Here is a 13,736-nt window from a genome sequence, read left to right as displayed (position 1 = left end):
CGAACCGCTGAGCAGCTAAAGTTCGGTGCGGTCGTCGAACCGAAATGATCTCAGCCCGTTGACCTCCCGGACGCACCGCGTGGCCGGTTCGAACCGCGCGGGTTGCGGCATAGTCAGTGTGTTCGGCTCCCACCCTGTCGTGCCGTTCGGGGGCCGGCGGGCCTTGAGGTTCACGTTGCGTGCATGTTTAGCGTCGAGGTGCCGGATGGACCGGCGGAGTTCCGAGCAGGAGGATGGGTGTGGCCTGGTCCGTCGCCGAGATTGCCCGCATGTCTGGCGTGACGCCGCGAACGCTGCGGTATTACGACGAGATTGGACTGCTCTCGCCCGCCGGTATTCGTAGCAACGGTTACCGCGTCTACGAGCAGGAGCAACTGCTGCGGTTGCAGCAGATTCTCGTGTTGCGGGAGTTGGACATGCCGCTCGATGCCATCGCGGCGATTCTCGACGGGCAGACCGACCATCTGCAGGCGCTGCGCGATCACCACGCGCGGGTGACCCGCAAGCGTGATCGTCTCGCTCTGGTAGCACGCACGCTCGCCCACACTATCGAGGAACTCCAGAGCCAGGAGGAATCAGGGGCTGTGACCGAAATCAACAGGCCGGAAAACCTTTTCGAAGGTTTCGACCCGAACCGATACGAGGCGGTACGAAGCGACGATTGGCCCGATCAGGAGCAGGTTCAGCAGCGGTCGCAACAGTTCATCGAGTCGCTCAGTGCCGAAGAGATCGAGCGGATGCAGCGAGAAACGACCGCGGCGATGATTCGGATGGCCGAGTTCATGGCATCCAAAACAGCGGTAAGCGCCCCTTCAGTTCAGGCGGAGATCGAGACGGCGTACCAACTCATGCGCGCAAGCTGGGAGCCGGACGTCCGTGCGTTCAAGGCGCTGGCTCGTACATATGACGATCCGGCTCACGCCGAGAATTTCGACCGTATCGCCGCGGGGCTCGCGACGTACTACCGCGACGCGATGATGGTCTTCGCCGACACCCGGCTCACCTGAGGTAGGCGGCAGCCGTCGCAGAGGCGGGCTGTGGGTAGATGGTCTCCCCCGACTGGGACGCTGGCAAGCGACATCTCGCCACCGAGCCTGTTCTCCGCCGCTCGGTCACGCGCTTTGGCGTGTCGGCTTGCATGGTGCAGAGAAATGGGAGGAGTCGGCGGGAAGTAGGTGCGGCCGGTCAGCATGACCGCGATATCGACCACCGCCGCATAGCTCCTCGGGGTGCGCTCGATGAGCATCAACGCGATCCGCCGCCCGCCAGCGTCGGTGGCCGCACGCGTGAACGCCACCTCAAAGGAGCTGAGCGCCTTCGCGTGCAAGCGTTTGTCGAGGTAGACCCGACGAGCGCGAGGCAGGTGCGCGAGGGTGTAGGCATAGCCGTAGGTGGTGGGTTCGGCCTGCTTCACCTCAGCCAGGATCAGCCCGCGCCGAGTTTGGTCGGTGGGGCCGCGCAGGGCGTCGAGGAAGGCGTCGAACGCGCCGATGATGTTCTCGCCCATGCCGGTGCGGAACGCCGGGACCGTGAGCAGGACGTCGGACAGTCGGCGGCGGCTGAGGGTGACATCGGCGGCCTGGCGATTCACGGCCGCGACGACCGCGCTCCAATTCCGGTGTGGCCGTGCGGGAGTCCAAGTGTTGAGCCCCGCGTCTTCCCACAGGAAGTTCAGCAGGCCGAGCAGTCCGACCGCGCGTTGTCCACTGCCGTCGGCGCCGTGGGAGTCGCTGACAGGGTCGGCGACCGCGCCGCTGGCGGTAACGCTGGTCAGGGGGTGTTGAAGCGGACGGTGGTGCCGTCTGGGCCTTCGACGATGGCGCTATCGGCGTAGTTTCCGCGTCCGGACAGGGCGTAATGACGGCGTGGAAAGGGCACCTCGTCGCGTGGAGTTGGTCGGTACCGGCCCAGCGGGCGAGGTGGTAGCGCTCGCGGCGGCGGCGGATCACCAGGCGCAGCGGTGGCGGTTGGCACAGGCAGAAGTTGTGTCCGTCGGTGGCTTTCGCGGCGGAGCGGGCGACACTGCGCGCGTATTCGGCGGTGGCCTGGGCACTTGCCCACTTCGCCGCCAATGTCTCCACCGGATTGACTTCCTGCTCAGCCGCCGTTTTACGGCCGATGAGCTTGCGCAGCCATTGAAACCGTCGCGGCTTGTCCTTGCTGGCCACCTGCTTCCTCCGCGCGGCCTTCGTCGCCGTGGGTTTGGGGCGGGGCTCAATCCCTTGTTGTGTGATTGGAACCATCGACAACCCGCAACAGAGGCGCACATCCAAGCCGCCGAGGCCCGCGCCCTGGCCCATCTCGACAAATTCGGGGTTGGTCTTTCTCGATGCCCTCATCGAGGTTGATCGAAGCCGCGCGGTCGCGCTACATCAGATCATCGCTGAGCGGGTCGCCCGCGCGAAACCCCTGCTAGCGTCACCCTCGAAAGTTCAAGATCGACACATGACATGGGGGACTCCTGATGGGCGTATCGCTGGCGAGAACGCAAGCGGCACAATTGCAGTCGACCGCGGCGGCAGGGTCGAGAGCGTTTCGGACGGCGGCGGCCGTTGTGGTCGTCGGAGGAGTGGTCGCCGCACTCACTGGCTGTTCGAGCACCACAACCTCCGCCACACAACAAGCGGCCGCGCCCACCAAAACCTATAGCGCTCTCCCGGAGCCCTGTGCGGTCATCTCGCCGCAGGTGATCGACACCTACGCGGCGGGCGCGACCTGCGACGGCGCGAGCGGGTCGACGGCGTCGCAGGATGGATCCGAGCGGGTCATCGAGCCCAGCTGGATCGTGTCGGGTGCGTTCAAGGACCCGACCTCCATCCGAGTCAATGTCACTCTCTCATCGGCCGCGCCGACGATCTTCGCCGACGAGAAGCAGGCAGTGCTGGAGAGCTTCCCGACTTTCAATACAGTGCAGACATCGAGCGCGATCTCGATCGGCGACCAGGCCTACATCCTGTCCGGGCCATCCAGTATCAACACCGCCGGAGCGGCCGCTCATATCGTCGCGCAGTCCGGCAACGCCGTTGTGGTCGTCAAATTCAGCGGCTTCACCGACGTCCAAACCTCAGCGACAGCCGCGGAAGCCGTCGCGAACGATATCCTCGCCAACCTTCGGTGAATCCAGACCGCTGAACTGGTCCGAATCCAGGCGGCCTTCGGACCGCTGACCAGGCTACGAGGTCAGTCGCACGACCCAGGAAGAGAGACCCTTCACGCCCGAGGAGGCGTGAAGGGTCTCTCTCCTTGCTGAATCGATCATTCATACGTCAATTGGGGGGACCATGAACCAACCGCTGAATCAGCATGCCTATCAGCCGTATCCGCCACCGCAGGACCCGAAACCGCTTGCCGTGGCCGTCGGTGTGGCCGCGCTACTCGGTGCGTTGACTGCGGTGCAGTCGTGGGTGAACAGCTACGACCTTCTCGTCTCCGATACTGGGCGCCGCTCGACCGACAGTCGCGATTGGCGGGTGGTCGGGGCCCTAGTCGATATCCCGCTGTCGAGCGTGCAGATCATCTTGCTGGCCTGGGGCGTGTGGGCGTTGTACCAGCACCGGATCGGTGCCCGCGTGCTGATCATCGCCGGGTGCGTGATCGCCTGCCTGAGCGCCTGCTCCGACAGGCTCTTCAACTGGATGTACTACAGCCCGACAATCTCCAAACCCGTCCTGGAAGCTGTCCTCGAAGCCGGATTTGCCTGTGTGTACCCGGCCATCACGGTACTTCTGGTCACGAGACCGCTGCTACGCCGATGGTTCGTACCCGCCGGCATGCCGTCGCAGCTTGCCCCGCACCATGTTTCGCCGCAGCAGCGAGACCCCCTTGCGGGCGCGGTCTTCTCCGGTCTGGCGGCGGTGGCCGGAATCGGCTGGGCGGCGCTGCAGCTCCTCGACGGACTCGACGAGCCCGCCCCCGGGCACGGCATCAACTTGATGCAGAACATCCTGCGCGCCGCGCAGATAGTGCTGCTCAGCGGCGGCGTCCTGGGGTTGTGGCGGCGTCATCGCATCGGGCGCGTACTCATCCTCGCCGCACTGCCGTTGGCGCTCATCCACGCACTGGTGTACACCATAGGGAAATGGGACACATGGCGCATATACCAGTCGATACCCAAATCGCTGTATGACTTCGCGTTCGAGGTGGCGTTCCTCGCCGGTCCGGCCGCCGTCGCGGGCGCTCTGATGCTGGCGCCTTGGTCGCGCGTTTGGTTCAAGCCGAAGTCGGTTCCAAGCAGTGTGAAGCCTCATTTGGCTCGGTAGTGTCCACACAGCCACGGCGCGGTGGGGCAAGACAGCAGCGGGTTGGAACCAAGCGCTGCGCCAGCTCTATCTGGGCCCCGCGATACCCCTTGGCCCAGAGATCTGCGGCGACCACGACGACTACCGCAAGCTTGACGTTCCCGGCACGGCGGGTGAGCAGTGACTGCCAGGTCGCACCAGGTCCGCAAGCGGCCCGAAGCCGCGGGCAGGTGGTCGAAGTCAGTCCCGGCGAGTGTCCGCATGGGCATCCCCTCGGGCCGGGGGCGAACGCTCGTGGGTTGGGCATGGTGCTCTGCAGTCACCCCCGGGGGGCGGCCACCGCACATATGAAGGCCATCACGCCGATGTCATGTCAGCTCAGCAAACCTGAGGGGCGACGCAGGCGAGTGCGCGCTATCCGACTGTGCGGCCCATAGCTGATTCACAGCGTGACCGGCGGTAGTCTCTGCGGTAGTCTTGCTGGTGTGGCGATCGAATGGTACTGGGCGCTCGCGCAGATGCTGGTGCGAACAGGGGTCGATCCGGACGACGTATTCGACTTGGTCGATGCGTGGATGAAAGGAAAACGGCCGGTCTGGCTACGGTCAGCCGTCGACCCGGCGACCTCCCTGGTGTCCCTGGTCATTTGGGGCCGCGCCGACGATGCCACACCACTGGCGGTCTACGCCCGCCGTGTGGATCGTGACCTCGAGGTGTACAACGCCGCGTACCTGGAGCCCGACCAGATCGCGGAATTCGAGAAGTGGGAGGCGATCCGTGATGACGACTGATCCGTTCGAGACCATGAGCCCTGACGAGGTCGCGGCGATGACCCAGCGCCTCGTGTTCACCGATGAGCCGGTCGAACCGCCGATCGAGACCGGCTCGGACACCGGAGCGGTCCTCATCCCCCGGTCGGTAAAAATGCCCCTCGATCTCGACAAGGCGTGCAAGAGCCGTGCGGCAAATCTCGGTATGTCGCAGTCGGAATACATCCGCTCGCTGATCGAACGCGATATCGCCACCGCCGGAACCAGCGAGCAGCGCCCGGCATGGGTGCGCGAACTCCTCGCGGTGATCGCCCACCACGAGAACGACGACCACCGCAAGGCGTCCTGAACCGCATAATTTGTCGACGGTGCGCTGGCCCGCGCGCGATAAGCGGTCGACGCGCTCGTATGCGGTCGACTCACGAGGTTTTGTCTGCGCGCATACGGCGGCGTGTGCGCCGACGGTCAGCCGGACACCTGTAGACCAGAGCCAGGGTGGTCCTAGCCGGGCGGCCCCCCCACCGGTCGGCCGTCGTATGCGGCGTGGGGTACGCGGCGTGATCAGGCCGAGGTCGGTGGCCTACCTGGATCCGGCGAGGTGGCAATCAGTTTCAGGACCTCGTCGATGCCGATTGTCGATTGGTCCTTCGCGGACCGGAACCGCTCGTACAGCACAGAACTGTCAGCGGCGAGGACCGAGGGCAGCCCTGCCTCCGCCAAGGTGTCAGCGATATCGCGCAGCTCGTCGGTCCATCGCCAACCGCGCGCGGCTACCCCTGGCAGTGCGGATCGGTCCGCGAGTAGATCCGCGCCGAGCATCTCTGCTTCCGCGACGAGGGCATCGGTGACGTCGTGTGCGTCGGCCAGGCCGTGAGCGATCGCCGCGAGCAGCCGCGCGGACCGCAGATAGGACGCGGTCGCCATCTTCAATGCACTCGCCGCACCCACCCGCTCGCCCAGCACGCGGGCATCAAGTCCGCTGTCCGACAACAACTCCTGCGCCGACGCTGTCGGCGTCGATGGTCCCGCGAGGTAGATGCGCGGTGAGGTGGAGTCGGTCGGTGGGGAGCCAGAGATCACCGCGTCGACAACCGCTGACGCTCCCCCGTCGCTCACCCGCTGCTCAATGGCAGCCATGGTTGCGGGCTTGGTGGCGTTCGCGTCGATGTAGACGCCGGAGTACCCGTGCTCTGAGACGGTGTGCGCGACGTCCTCGGCGACCGCGGCCGGACAGATCGAGATAACGGTGTCAGCGCGGGCCAGCAGTGCCGACAGGTCGGTGACGGGGCGTAGTCCGGCGCGGTCGGCGCGGTCGCGAGTGTCGGTGCTGCGACCGGCCGGGCACCAGGTGACGTCGTATCCAGCGGCGACCAGTCGGGCAGCGACCGCGGACCCCATGCGGCCGGGATGTAGTAGGCCGATCATCGCAGAGCTCGCGGTGGGTGCGCGGTGAGCAGTGGGGAGGTGATGATGCGTTCGCGCAGGGAGATGGCCAGCGCCGAGGTTTGCAGGTGGGTTCGCTCCAGTGCGGCACTGATTTGCCGGAGTCGTCGGGCTGCTTCGGTCCGGCGTTTTCTGCCCTGTTCGAACACCTCGTCCAACTCCTCCCCAGCCGCGCTGAGGCCAGATCCAAGCGCGCGAGCAGTATTTCACCGACACGCTGGTGTGCAACCGGCACCGCCGTGTAGAGGCGACTTTCGGTTCGGTCGATGCGGTGATCTGTTCGAGCCGCGAGCCGCGGCAATTGCGAACACTCAGCCGGCATCGGACCAGTACGGCTCCCGCCGCGCGGGCGCTTCCACGTAGGTTGAGCCCCCGGCCACGCCATCGCGTTGGTGTAGCGCGGTCAAGTCACCGCGTGCCAGGTCGCGCCGGGATCGCCCCGCCGGAGGCTATCGAGGCGATGGCATAGTTCGCGCTCCGCGCGCTGGTCGCCACGGCGAGATCGGCGGATGTAGCCGCTGAGGGTGTGTAGATCGCGCATTTCCCGCAGGACCGCGAAGCCGTCCCATTCGCGCACATCCCACCCGTACCCGCGCACGAACTCGTCCAGGTCGGCGCGGCTGTTGCCGAACCTGGCCCCTTGAAAGGTGTTGGCGAGATCGAGCTCCCGCGGCGCTATAGCCGCCTCGTCCCAATCTCCGAGCAGCACAGTGCCACCCGGGCCCCGCAGGGTGTTCCCGACGTAGGCGTCCCCGTGCACCATTCCGACCCCGAGGGCCGAATTGAGTTCGGCGTACGCGCTGCGTAGCTGCTCCACTCGATCCGACAGCCACCGGTGATCGGCGATATCGAGGTAATCGGACCGCTGCAGCTCAGTGGTGAGACCCAGCAGCGGCGTGTAGGTCGGCAGCGAGATCGGCGGCCGCGGCAAACTGTGCAACGCGCGCAGCGCCTCCCCCAACCCGACGAACGACGGCCGGGAATCCTGCGGCTGTGGGTAGTGCCGCCAGAAGGTCACCGTGGCGTCCTCGACCTCGACCGCTTCGTCGACGAGCGGTTCGGTCACCGGAATGTGCTGATCAGCGAGCCAGCGCGTCAATGTCACCGAGGCGCGGGCGCGCAAGCCCCGGTGCTCGTGGTGGCTGATCCGGGCGACAGCGTGTTCGTGCGGCAGCAGATAGACGCTGTTGGAGTGCGCCCGTAGCAAGCGTGCATCACGTGTCGAGAGTCCGACGCGGCTGGCGGCCGCCGACAAGATCCTTTCGTCTGCGGCGTGGGTCACGGCAGCGCCGTCGGGGTGGTGGTGAATCGGGCGATCTCCTTGCTGAGCTGTGCCGCCGACGACGCGCGGCCGGACTGCACCGACTGCAAGCTGCGCTCGACCGCTCGCAACCCCACGCACACCGGCGAGATGCGCTGACCGACCGGCAAATCGAGCACCGGCACGAGGACGTCGCCCGCACCCTCGAACTCCCCGCGATGAACTCGCGCGATGGCTACGTCGGTACGGGCGATGGCCGCGTCCCCGTAACTGTATTCATGCGCGGGCCCGGCGGTGTAGGACGTGATTGCCTCCAACCCATACCGTTCCGCCAGACCACCATCGCCGATCAGCCGATAGGTGCTGCCCGCGTAGTACGCCAATTTCGCGGTCGGAAAACGCAGTACCCCACCGAATGCCCCGACCTCATCAGGCCCACCCACCCATTCCCCGGCGTGAAGGGCTCGGGTGATCGCCGCGCGCGCGTCGTCGGCACGCCCCAACCGGGCCGCGCACCGCGCTTGCAGCGCCGCGACCCGGGTCAGCTGCTCTCCAGCGGGCGCGAGCGCGGACGCCTGACACGCGAAGTCGTAGGCAGCCACCGGGTTTCCACCCCATTCGGCGATCAGCGCTTGCGTGCCCGACACCCACGACTGCAGCCCCGGATGGCCCGCCTTGGCCGCCAATGCCTTCGCGGCGAGAGCCTGCTGCATCGCCGCACGCGGGTCGCCCAGGTTCCCGGTCACCTGCGCCAGCAACACCACCGTCACACCCGCGGTGAACAGCAACTCGCGGCGAACCCCTGCTGCCGGACGTGCCCGCAGCAGCTGCCACTGCCGGTCCCGCAATCGTTGCAGATCCTCGAACAGTGGCTGGGGCTTGTCGTGGACGTAGCTGATGGCGATGCGCCCCAGCTCGTAGATGACACTCTCGACTCCGAGGCTGCCTGTCGGCAGCCCACTCGCCCACTCGGCGAACTCCATGGACCGCTGTGCGGCCGGGCCGACAGTCTCGATATCGGACTCGTGTGTGGCGGCCGCGAGCGCGATCAGCCGTCCGCCCGCGTCGAGCGCGACGTCCAGCGCGTCCGCGAGCTCGGGGGTGGGGTTGCGCTCGCCTTTCTCCACTCGACACAGCGCACCGGAGTTCCGCGCCCCGATCCTCTTCGCCAGCTGGCGTTGAGACCAGCCACGTTGAGATCGCAGGTCGCGAACCTCATCACCAAAACTCGGCCCGCTCATGGTTTCCGGTCCGTCCCGTTGTGGCTGTGAGCAGCGCTGCAACGGATGGCAGCACTGCAACACTAGCGCAGCGCCCGCGCCCACGAGCAGCATTGATGCACGAATCCAACCGCATTTCAGATGGTTGAAACCTAATGTGTCGCACTGCTTTTGAGGAGGCATCGGGTGATGACACTCAACTCGCTCGGGCCGGGCGGGCACCGCTACCAACCCGCCACTCTGTGCGGGCCGCCGAGGACGATGCCCACTTGGCACGAGATCCACTTAGCGATGTGTGGTGACAACATCGCCGATGTCCTCTGCGCGGCCGCGCACGTGCTGACCCAGGTCCACACTCCCCCAACCGGCCCCGGCTCGTCGATCGACTCCGCGCGGGCCGCGCTCATCGCCACCATCGACCACCTCGTCACCACGCGCATTCCTCGCCCGGATCCGGACGCGGCGATGCACACCGAGAGCGTCGGCGCGGTGATCGACCGCATGGCCGCGTCCGCCGCACTGGCGCTACATCAGCTCGAAGTGCTCGGTGGCGCCGATCCGGCCACTCACCACACCTGGACGCGGCTGGCCGAACTCGAAATCGCCTATCCCGACCTCGCGGCCGAGATCTGCGCCGGTCGAAAACGTCTTCCCCGCACCGATATCCACCCCCAATGAAGGAGAACCCCGCCATGAATTCCACCGCCACCGACACCCGCGAGCTTGCCCGCACCCGCCAAGACGTCATCGGCGTCAACCCCAGCCGTGCCCGTGCCCGCGTCCGCGCGCTGCTGCACCACGAAGCCCTCACCCCCGCCCGCCTGGTCGCACCGATCCTCGTGCAACCCGACGCCCGCCCAACCACCGACTACGCCCACATCCCCACCGCGGTCGCGTTGTCTCGTCTCGGCGAGTACGTACGAGACCTGCGAATGCTGGGCGTGCAGGCCTGCAAGCTGTTCGTCTACGTCGAGAACAAGACCGACTCCGCGAAAGAAGCGTTGCGGCCCAGCAATCTCATGGTCGCCGCCATCCAAACAGTGCGTGAAGCCGTAGAGGACATGGTGATCTCGACGGAGGTATGCGGGTGCGCGTGGACCTCCACCGGCGAGTGCGCGATCCTCACCCCTGACGACCGCGCCGACCACGAACGCACCTGCGCGCTCATGGCCGCGATGGCGGTGCTACACGCCGACGCCGGCGCCGACATCATCGGGCCCGCCGCCATGATCGACGGCTCCGTGACCGCGATCCGCACCCTGCTCGACCAAAACGGCTACCTCGATGTCGGGCTGACCCCGTCGGTGATTTTCCACTCACACCTGTTCGGCCCCTACAAGAACGCGATGGACACCGACCCCGGCCGGGGAGATCGGCGCGGATTCCAGATCGACCCCGAGCACCAAGGCCAGGCACTGCATCAAGCCGCCCGATGGCTGGCCGAAGGCGCGGACGCCTTGCTCGTCCAGCCCGCACTGACCTCGGTCGACGTGCTGGTGAAACTGCGCGGCAGGACCGCGGTACCGATCACCGCGTTCAGTGTCTCGCGCGAACAGCAGCTCTTCGCCGACGCCAGCGACGCCGAATTGTGCGAGTACGTACGAATGTTGGTGCGGGCTGGCGCGGATCTGGTCATTACCTACGATGCCACCCGGATCGCGGCCGCCTTGGCAGGAGCACGCTGATGCGCATCGACCACTCTCCATGCCGCCCGCCGTTGGTAGTGCGCGCGCACCGCGCGGCACAGGCCGCGGACTTCCCGATGTCGTGCACCGATCAGGTCGGCACGATACTGCGCGCGCTGGCCGCGAGTAAACCCGGCGGACGCCTGCTCGAGCTCGGCACCGGCACCGGCGTCGGTGCCGCCTGGATACTGGCCGGGATGGATCCCTTCGCCACCCTGACCACCGTGGAAGCCAATTCCGACGTCGTACCGATCGCCCGCGGCGTACTCATGCACGACCCCCGCGTCGCCCTCGTCGTCGACGACGCCGCCGAATGGCTGCGCCACTACGACGGGCCACCCTTCGACTTCGCGTTCGTCGACTGCCGCCCAGGGAAATTCACCGGACGCCCAGCCCTGTTCAGCGTGCTCGCCCCCGGCGCGCTCTACTTCGTCGACGACCTACTGCCCCAACCCACCTGGCCACCCGATCACCAGCCCCGCGTCGAGGCGTTCCTGACCGAAATCCAGCAGGAGAAAGCACTGCTCACCGCGACGATGCATTGGGACAGTGGGGTTCTGCTCGGCGTGCGCGGCCCCGAGTAGAGTGCCCGCCATGCCTTCGCGCATCCTCCGGATCGCCACCCGCTCCTCCCCCATGGCCCTCCACCAAGCCGAACAAGTCGCCGCATCACTGGAAAACCTCGGTGCGGCAACCGAACTAGTGAAACTCACCACCGCCGGGGACCGGTGGATGGGCGACCTGTCCAAACTCGGCGGGAAGGGCGCGTTCACCAAAGAACTCGACCGCGCCCTACTCGCCGACGAAGCCGATATCGCCGTGCACTGCCTCAAAGACATCCCCGGCGATATCCCGATCCCCGCCGGCCTCACCTTCGCGGCCTACCTGCCGCGCGAGGACCTGCACGATGCCATCATCACCCGTACCGGCGCTCACCTGGCAGACCTGCCCACGGGCACCGTCGTCGGGACCAGCTCGGTACGGCGCCGTGCCCAGCTGCGCCTGCACTACCCCCACCTGACGGTGACACCGCTGCGCGGCAACGTGAACTCTCGGCTGGCTCGACTCGACGAAGGCCATGTCGATGTGCTGATCGCCGCCGTCAGCGGACTACATCGCGTCGACCAGGCCCACCGCATCACCGAAACCCTCGACCTGGACACCATGTGCCCACCGATCGGGGCGGGCATCCTCACCGTTGCCTGCCGCGCCGAGGACGCCGAGGTCGCCGACCTCACCGCGCGCCTCGACGACCTCGACACCCGCCGCCAGGCCGACGCCGAGCGCGCCATGCTCCACGCCCTACAGGGCCACTGCAACTCACCGATCGCGGGCTACGCCGCCCTCGACGGTGCCGGACGACTCGAGCTACGCGGCAAGGTGTTCAACCTCGACGGCACCCAATGGCTCGACGCCCACCACTGGGGAGTCCCCGACGAACCCCAAGCACTCGGATTCTTCGTCGGGGCCGACCTGCTCCGCCAGGGCGCACGCCGTCTCATCGACACGATTCCGCACTGAATACCGCTTAGAAACGACGAGAGACCCCACCGATGAAGTGGGGGTCTCTCGTCGTGCAGGAGCACGGACAGGATGCGACTGCGGGCGAGTTCGACCGTGCGTTCAGGGCAGTTCGTCGACGATGATTCGCGGATCGAGCCCTTGCAACTGGGGACCGCGGTCGGTCAGACAGGGAAACTCACGCCCGACAGACTCCGCGACGACATGCGCGGATGACAAGGCATCTACCGTCCCCGGCGACCCGGCCAGCACGCCCGCGACCGGGACATGTGATGCTCGATCCAGCGCGACGATCATCGTGTTCGGCAGATCTAGCAGTACCTCGAGTACGTCGAGACGGTCCGGCGGGACGTGTGCACGCGCCTCCGCCAGAGCGGTCGCGGGGACCACGAGGGTGTCACCCACTTTGACTACCGCGAAGCCGACAGCGAGAGAATACGGTTTCTGAAATGCCCAGTCGATAATGGCGGCGCGGTCGAAAACCACACCGCCACGCCAGCTTTCGGTCATGCGGCCGCGTGCGGTGCCCCGGAGTCACCCTCCGGCAGCGGATCGCGACCCAGCACCTTCAACGCCCGATTCACCAACGCCGGATCCACAGACCCGCCCGCCAGACGCTGAATATTGGCGAGCGCCTGCTCACGGTCAGCGGCGATACGCTGCGCGAGCGCATCGGTCACATAGGCGTCGCGGTCGCCGACTCGGTCGAGCTGACCGGCGACTTCCTCCGGCAGCGACACCCGCACTTCGCGTCTGTCCGTCATAGCCACCAGCGTATCTGTGAGCAACCACCAGCGGAACCCACGACGCCCGGTCACACCACCGACCGACTCCACCTCACCGCGCATTGTGCGCTACCAACATTCGCCGCGGGCGTTATGCACCAGGATCGAATACGGCGGCTACGGCTCGCCGTAGCCGGCTACGTACCGAGTTCCAGCCCCTACCACCGAACAGGAAGTACGAGACCTTCAGCGTCAGCCACACGCCGACGACGAAGGTCGCATGATCCTCCGCTAGAACGGGCAGGATCGGGAGCACCCACTCGTTCCAAAGTTTTGGAGGCCGCGAGGAGGGCGACTCACCTGGCATATCTGACGTCTAATCAATAGCATTCATAATTTTTCCGACTTTCTGTTTTTATTACAAGCTAATCACCTTTCCAAAGATTGAAATAGTGCTAGAATGGCTCGAGAATTCCCCTCGTGCCATTCTCATGGTCCTCCGTCGTGCTCGAATTGTCAACAGGCAATCTTGCGGCCTGACCTGCGACTACATTTAAATCTGACGCAATAACATATTAGCGGAAATGATTATTGCGATCTAAGTTATTCAGGCCCTAGGTGCCTGAAACCATGCAGTGAAACAACGCCGTGCTGGAGGACATCCCTTGCCGAGCCCGTCGGCGCGGAAGGACCTCGCCCCGCTGAAGTCGGCATCGTCGCGGTGAGCTGCGGTGAAATCGAAGTTGTGGGCGGACCGGCGGTATCGGAAGCAACTCGACAACAGTCGAGTAATGACCGTTCACTCAGCCCGATGATCCATAGGAAGCCATCGCACCTGCTCAGACGTCTGACATCGAGGTAGGCACATGAGCC

The 13,736-nt window shown here is 66.0% G+C and carries 16 protein-coding genes and 1 pseudogene; 9 read left to right on the top strand and 8 right to left on the bottom strand.

Features of this window, described 5'->3' with window-relative positions:
- Positions 1–239: 239 nt before the first annotated feature.
- A complete protein-coding gene (locus NU1_RS39450; protein WP_067529583.1) occupies positions 240–1,007 on the top strand; it encodes a MerR family transcriptional regulator in 768 nt (255 codons plus the stop codon).
- On the opposite strand, the gene NU1_RS43955 is transcribed toward NU1_RS39450, so the two are convergent.
- Together NU1_RS43955 and NU1_RS44445 are read right to left on the bottom strand one after the other, a co-directional pair.
- Entirely contained in the window at positions 962–1,774 is an 813-nt protein-coding gene (locus tag NU1_RS43955) for a DUF1173 family protein (protein WP_084522232.1), read from the bottom strand. The genes NU1_RS39450 and NU1_RS43955 overlap by 46 nt on opposite strands.
- Before the next feature lie 100 nt (positions 1,775–1,874).
- Positions 1,875–2,243: pseudogene (locus NU1_RS44445) on the bottom strand (DUF1173 family protein); the annotation flags it as partial.
- A gap of 221 nt (positions 2,244–2,464) precedes the next feature.
- On the opposite strand from NU1_RS44445, the gene NU1_RS39440 reads away from it, so the two are divergent.
- The 4 genes from NU1_RS39440 (at position 2,465) to NU1_RS39425 (ending at position 5,357) form a co-directional block, all read left to right on the top strand.
- The gene (locus NU1_RS39440; RefSeq protein WP_157553629.1) at positions 2,465–3,118 is read left to right on the top strand and encodes a hypothetical protein; all 654 of its coding nucleotides are present in this window, start codon (positions 2,465–2,467) and stop codon (positions 3,116–3,118) included.
- 163 nt (positions 3,119–3,281) lie between these two features.
- The gene (locus tag NU1_RS39435; protein WP_067529573.1) at positions 3,282–4,259 is read left to right on the top strand and encodes a hypothetical protein; all 978 of its coding nucleotides are present in this window, start codon (positions 3,282–3,284) and stop codon (positions 4,257–4,259) included.
- A gap of 464 nt (positions 4,260–4,723) precedes the next feature.
- The gene (locus tag NU1_RS39430) at positions 4,724–5,029 is read left to right on the top strand and encodes a hypothetical protein (protein WP_067529571.1); all 306 of its coding nucleotides are present in this window, start codon (positions 4,724–4,726) and stop codon (positions 5,027–5,029) included.
- Positions 5,019–5,357 (top strand): hypothetical protein, encoded by a 339-nt coding sequence (locus NU1_RS39425; RefSeq protein WP_067529569.1) that lies wholly within the window; start codon positions 5,019–5,021, stop codon positions 5,355–5,357. Before NU1_RS39430 ends, NU1_RS39425 begins: the two co-directional genes overlap by 11 nt.
- A 212-nt stretch (positions 5,358–5,569) precedes the next feature.
- On the opposite strand, the gene NU1_RS39420 is transcribed toward NU1_RS39425, so the two are convergent.
- The 4 genes from NU1_RS39420 to NU1_RS39405 all read right to left on the bottom strand — a co-directional run bounded on the left by NU1_RS39420 (position 5,570) and on the right by NU1_RS39405 (position 8,953).
- Positions 5,570–6,406, bottom strand: coding sequence for a DUF1932 domain-containing protein (locus NU1_RS39420; protein WP_169815215.1), 837 nt, complete (start codon positions 6,404–6,406; stop codon positions 5,570–5,572).
- A 23-nt stretch (positions 6,407–6,429) separates the two neighbouring features.
- Positions 6,430–6,600 (bottom strand): hypothetical protein, encoded by a 171-nt coding sequence (locus NU1_RS39415; protein ID WP_169815214.1) that lies wholly within the window; start codon positions 6,598–6,600, stop codon positions 6,430–6,432.
- A gap of 254 nt (positions 6,601–6,854) precedes the next feature.
- Complete coding sequence (locus NU1_RS39410) at positions 6,855–7,733, bottom strand: phosphotransferase family protein (RefSeq protein ID WP_067529563.1); 879 nt, start codon at positions 7,731–7,733, stop codon at positions 6,855–6,857.
- Complete coding sequence (locus NU1_RS39405) at positions 7,730–8,953, bottom strand: helix-turn-helix domain-containing protein (protein WP_169815213.1); 1,224 nt, start codon at positions 8,951–8,953, stop codon at positions 7,730–7,732. The genes NU1_RS39410 and NU1_RS39405 overlap by 4 nt, the downstream gene beginning before the upstream one ends.
- A 168-nt stretch (positions 8,954–9,121) precedes the next feature.
- On the opposite strand from NU1_RS39405, the gene NU1_RS39400 reads away from it, so the two are divergent.
- The 4 genes from NU1_RS39400 to hemC are packed head-to-tail and all read left to right on the top strand — an operon-like array spanning position 9,122 to position 12,138.
- Positions 9,122–9,610: a DUF4254 domain-containing protein gene (locus NU1_RS39400; RefSeq protein WP_084522229.1), complete on the top strand. Its 489-nt coding sequence runs from the start codon at positions 9,122–9,124 to the stop codon at positions 9,608–9,610.
- Positions 9,607–10,617 (top strand): porphobilinogen synthase, encoded by a 1,011-nt coding sequence (locus NU1_RS39395; protein ID WP_067529557.1) that lies wholly within the window; start codon positions 9,607–9,609, stop codon positions 10,615–10,617. Before NU1_RS39400 ends, NU1_RS39395 begins: the two co-directional genes overlap by 4 nt.
- Positions 10,617–11,201, top strand: a complete 585-nt coding sequence (locus tag NU1_RS39390; RefSeq protein WP_157553627.1) for an O-methyltransferase — start codon at positions 10,617–10,619, stop codon at positions 11,199–11,201. The genes NU1_RS39395 and NU1_RS39390 overlap by 1 nt, the downstream gene beginning before the upstream one ends.
- Before the next feature lie 10 nt (positions 11,202–11,211).
- Complete coding sequence (gene hemC, locus NU1_RS39385) at positions 11,212–12,138, top strand: hydroxymethylbilane synthase (protein WP_067529579.1); 927 nt, start codon at positions 11,212–11,214, stop codon at positions 12,136–12,138.
- Positions 12,139–12,240: 102 nt separating this feature from the next.
- On the opposite strand, the gene NU1_RS39380 is transcribed toward hemC, so the two are convergent.
- On the bottom strand, positions 12,241–12,648 hold the full coding sequence (locus NU1_RS39380) for a hypothetical protein (protein ID WP_067529556.1): 408 nt from the start codon (positions 12,646–12,648) through the stop codon (positions 12,241–12,243).
- Complete coding sequence (locus tag NU1_RS39375; RefSeq protein WP_157553625.1) at positions 12,645–12,902, bottom strand: hypothetical protein; 258 nt, start codon at positions 12,900–12,902, stop codon at positions 12,645–12,647. Before NU1_RS39375 ends, NU1_RS39380 begins: the two co-directional genes overlap by 4 nt.
- Positions 12,903–13,736 lie beyond the last annotated feature (834 nt).

It is taken from the genome of Nocardia uniformis NBRC 13702 (assembly GCF_001613345.1).
In the GTDB taxonomy this organism is placed as follows: Bacteria; Actinomycetota; Actinomycetes; order Mycobacteriales; family Mycobacteriaceae; genus Nocardia; species Nocardia uniformis.
This window is presented reverse-complemented; position numbering and strand designations above follow the sequence as displayed.

What these genes read in the sequence shown, in the direction of transcription:
- NU1_RS39390 (WP_157553627.1), top strand. Translation starts at nt 10,617, where the DNA reads ATGCGCATCGACCACTCTCCATGCCGCCCGCCGTTGGTAGTGCGCGCG.
- NU1_RS39420 (WP_169815215.1), bottom strand. Translation starts at nt 6,406, where the DNA reads ATGGGGTCCGCGGTCGCTGCCCGACTGGTCGCCGCTGGATACGACGTC.
- NU1_RS39395 (WP_067529557.1), top strand. Translation starts at nt 9,607, where the DNA reads ATGAAGGAGAACCCCGCCATGAATTCCACCGCCACCGACACCCGCGAG.
- NU1_RS39405 (WP_169815213.1), bottom strand. Translation starts at nt 8,953, where the DNA reads ATGAGCGGGCCGAGTTTTGGTGATGAGGTTCGCGACCTGCGATCTCAA.
- NU1_RS39440 (WP_157553629.1), top strand. Translation starts at nt 2,465, where the DNA reads ATGGGCGTATCGCTGGCGAGAACGCAAGCGGCACAATTGCAGTCGACC.
- NU1_RS39380 (WP_067529556.1), bottom strand. Translation starts at nt 12,648, where the DNA reads ATGACCGAAAGCTGGCGTGGCGGTGTGGTTTTCGACCGCGCCGCCATT.
- NU1_RS39435 (WP_067529573.1), top strand. Translation starts at nt 3,282, where the DNA reads ATGAACCAACCGCTGAATCAGCATGCCTATCAGCCGTATCCGCCACCG.
- hemC (WP_067529579.1), top strand. Translation starts at nt 11,212, where the DNA reads ATGCCTTCGCGCATCCTCCGGATCGCCACCCGCTCCTCCCCCATGGCC.
- NU1_RS39400 (WP_084522229.1), top strand. Translation starts at nt 9,122, where the DNA reads ATGACACTCAACTCGCTCGGGCCGGGCGGGCACCGCTACCAACCCGCC.
- NU1_RS39425 (WP_067529569.1), top strand. Translation starts at nt 5,019, where the DNA reads ATGACGACTGATCCGTTCGAGACCATGAGCCCTGACGAGGTCGCGGCG.
- NU1_RS39375 (WP_157553625.1), bottom strand. Translation starts at nt 12,902, where the DNA reads ATGACGGACAGACGCGAAGTGCGGGTGTCGCTGCCGGAGGAAGTCGCC.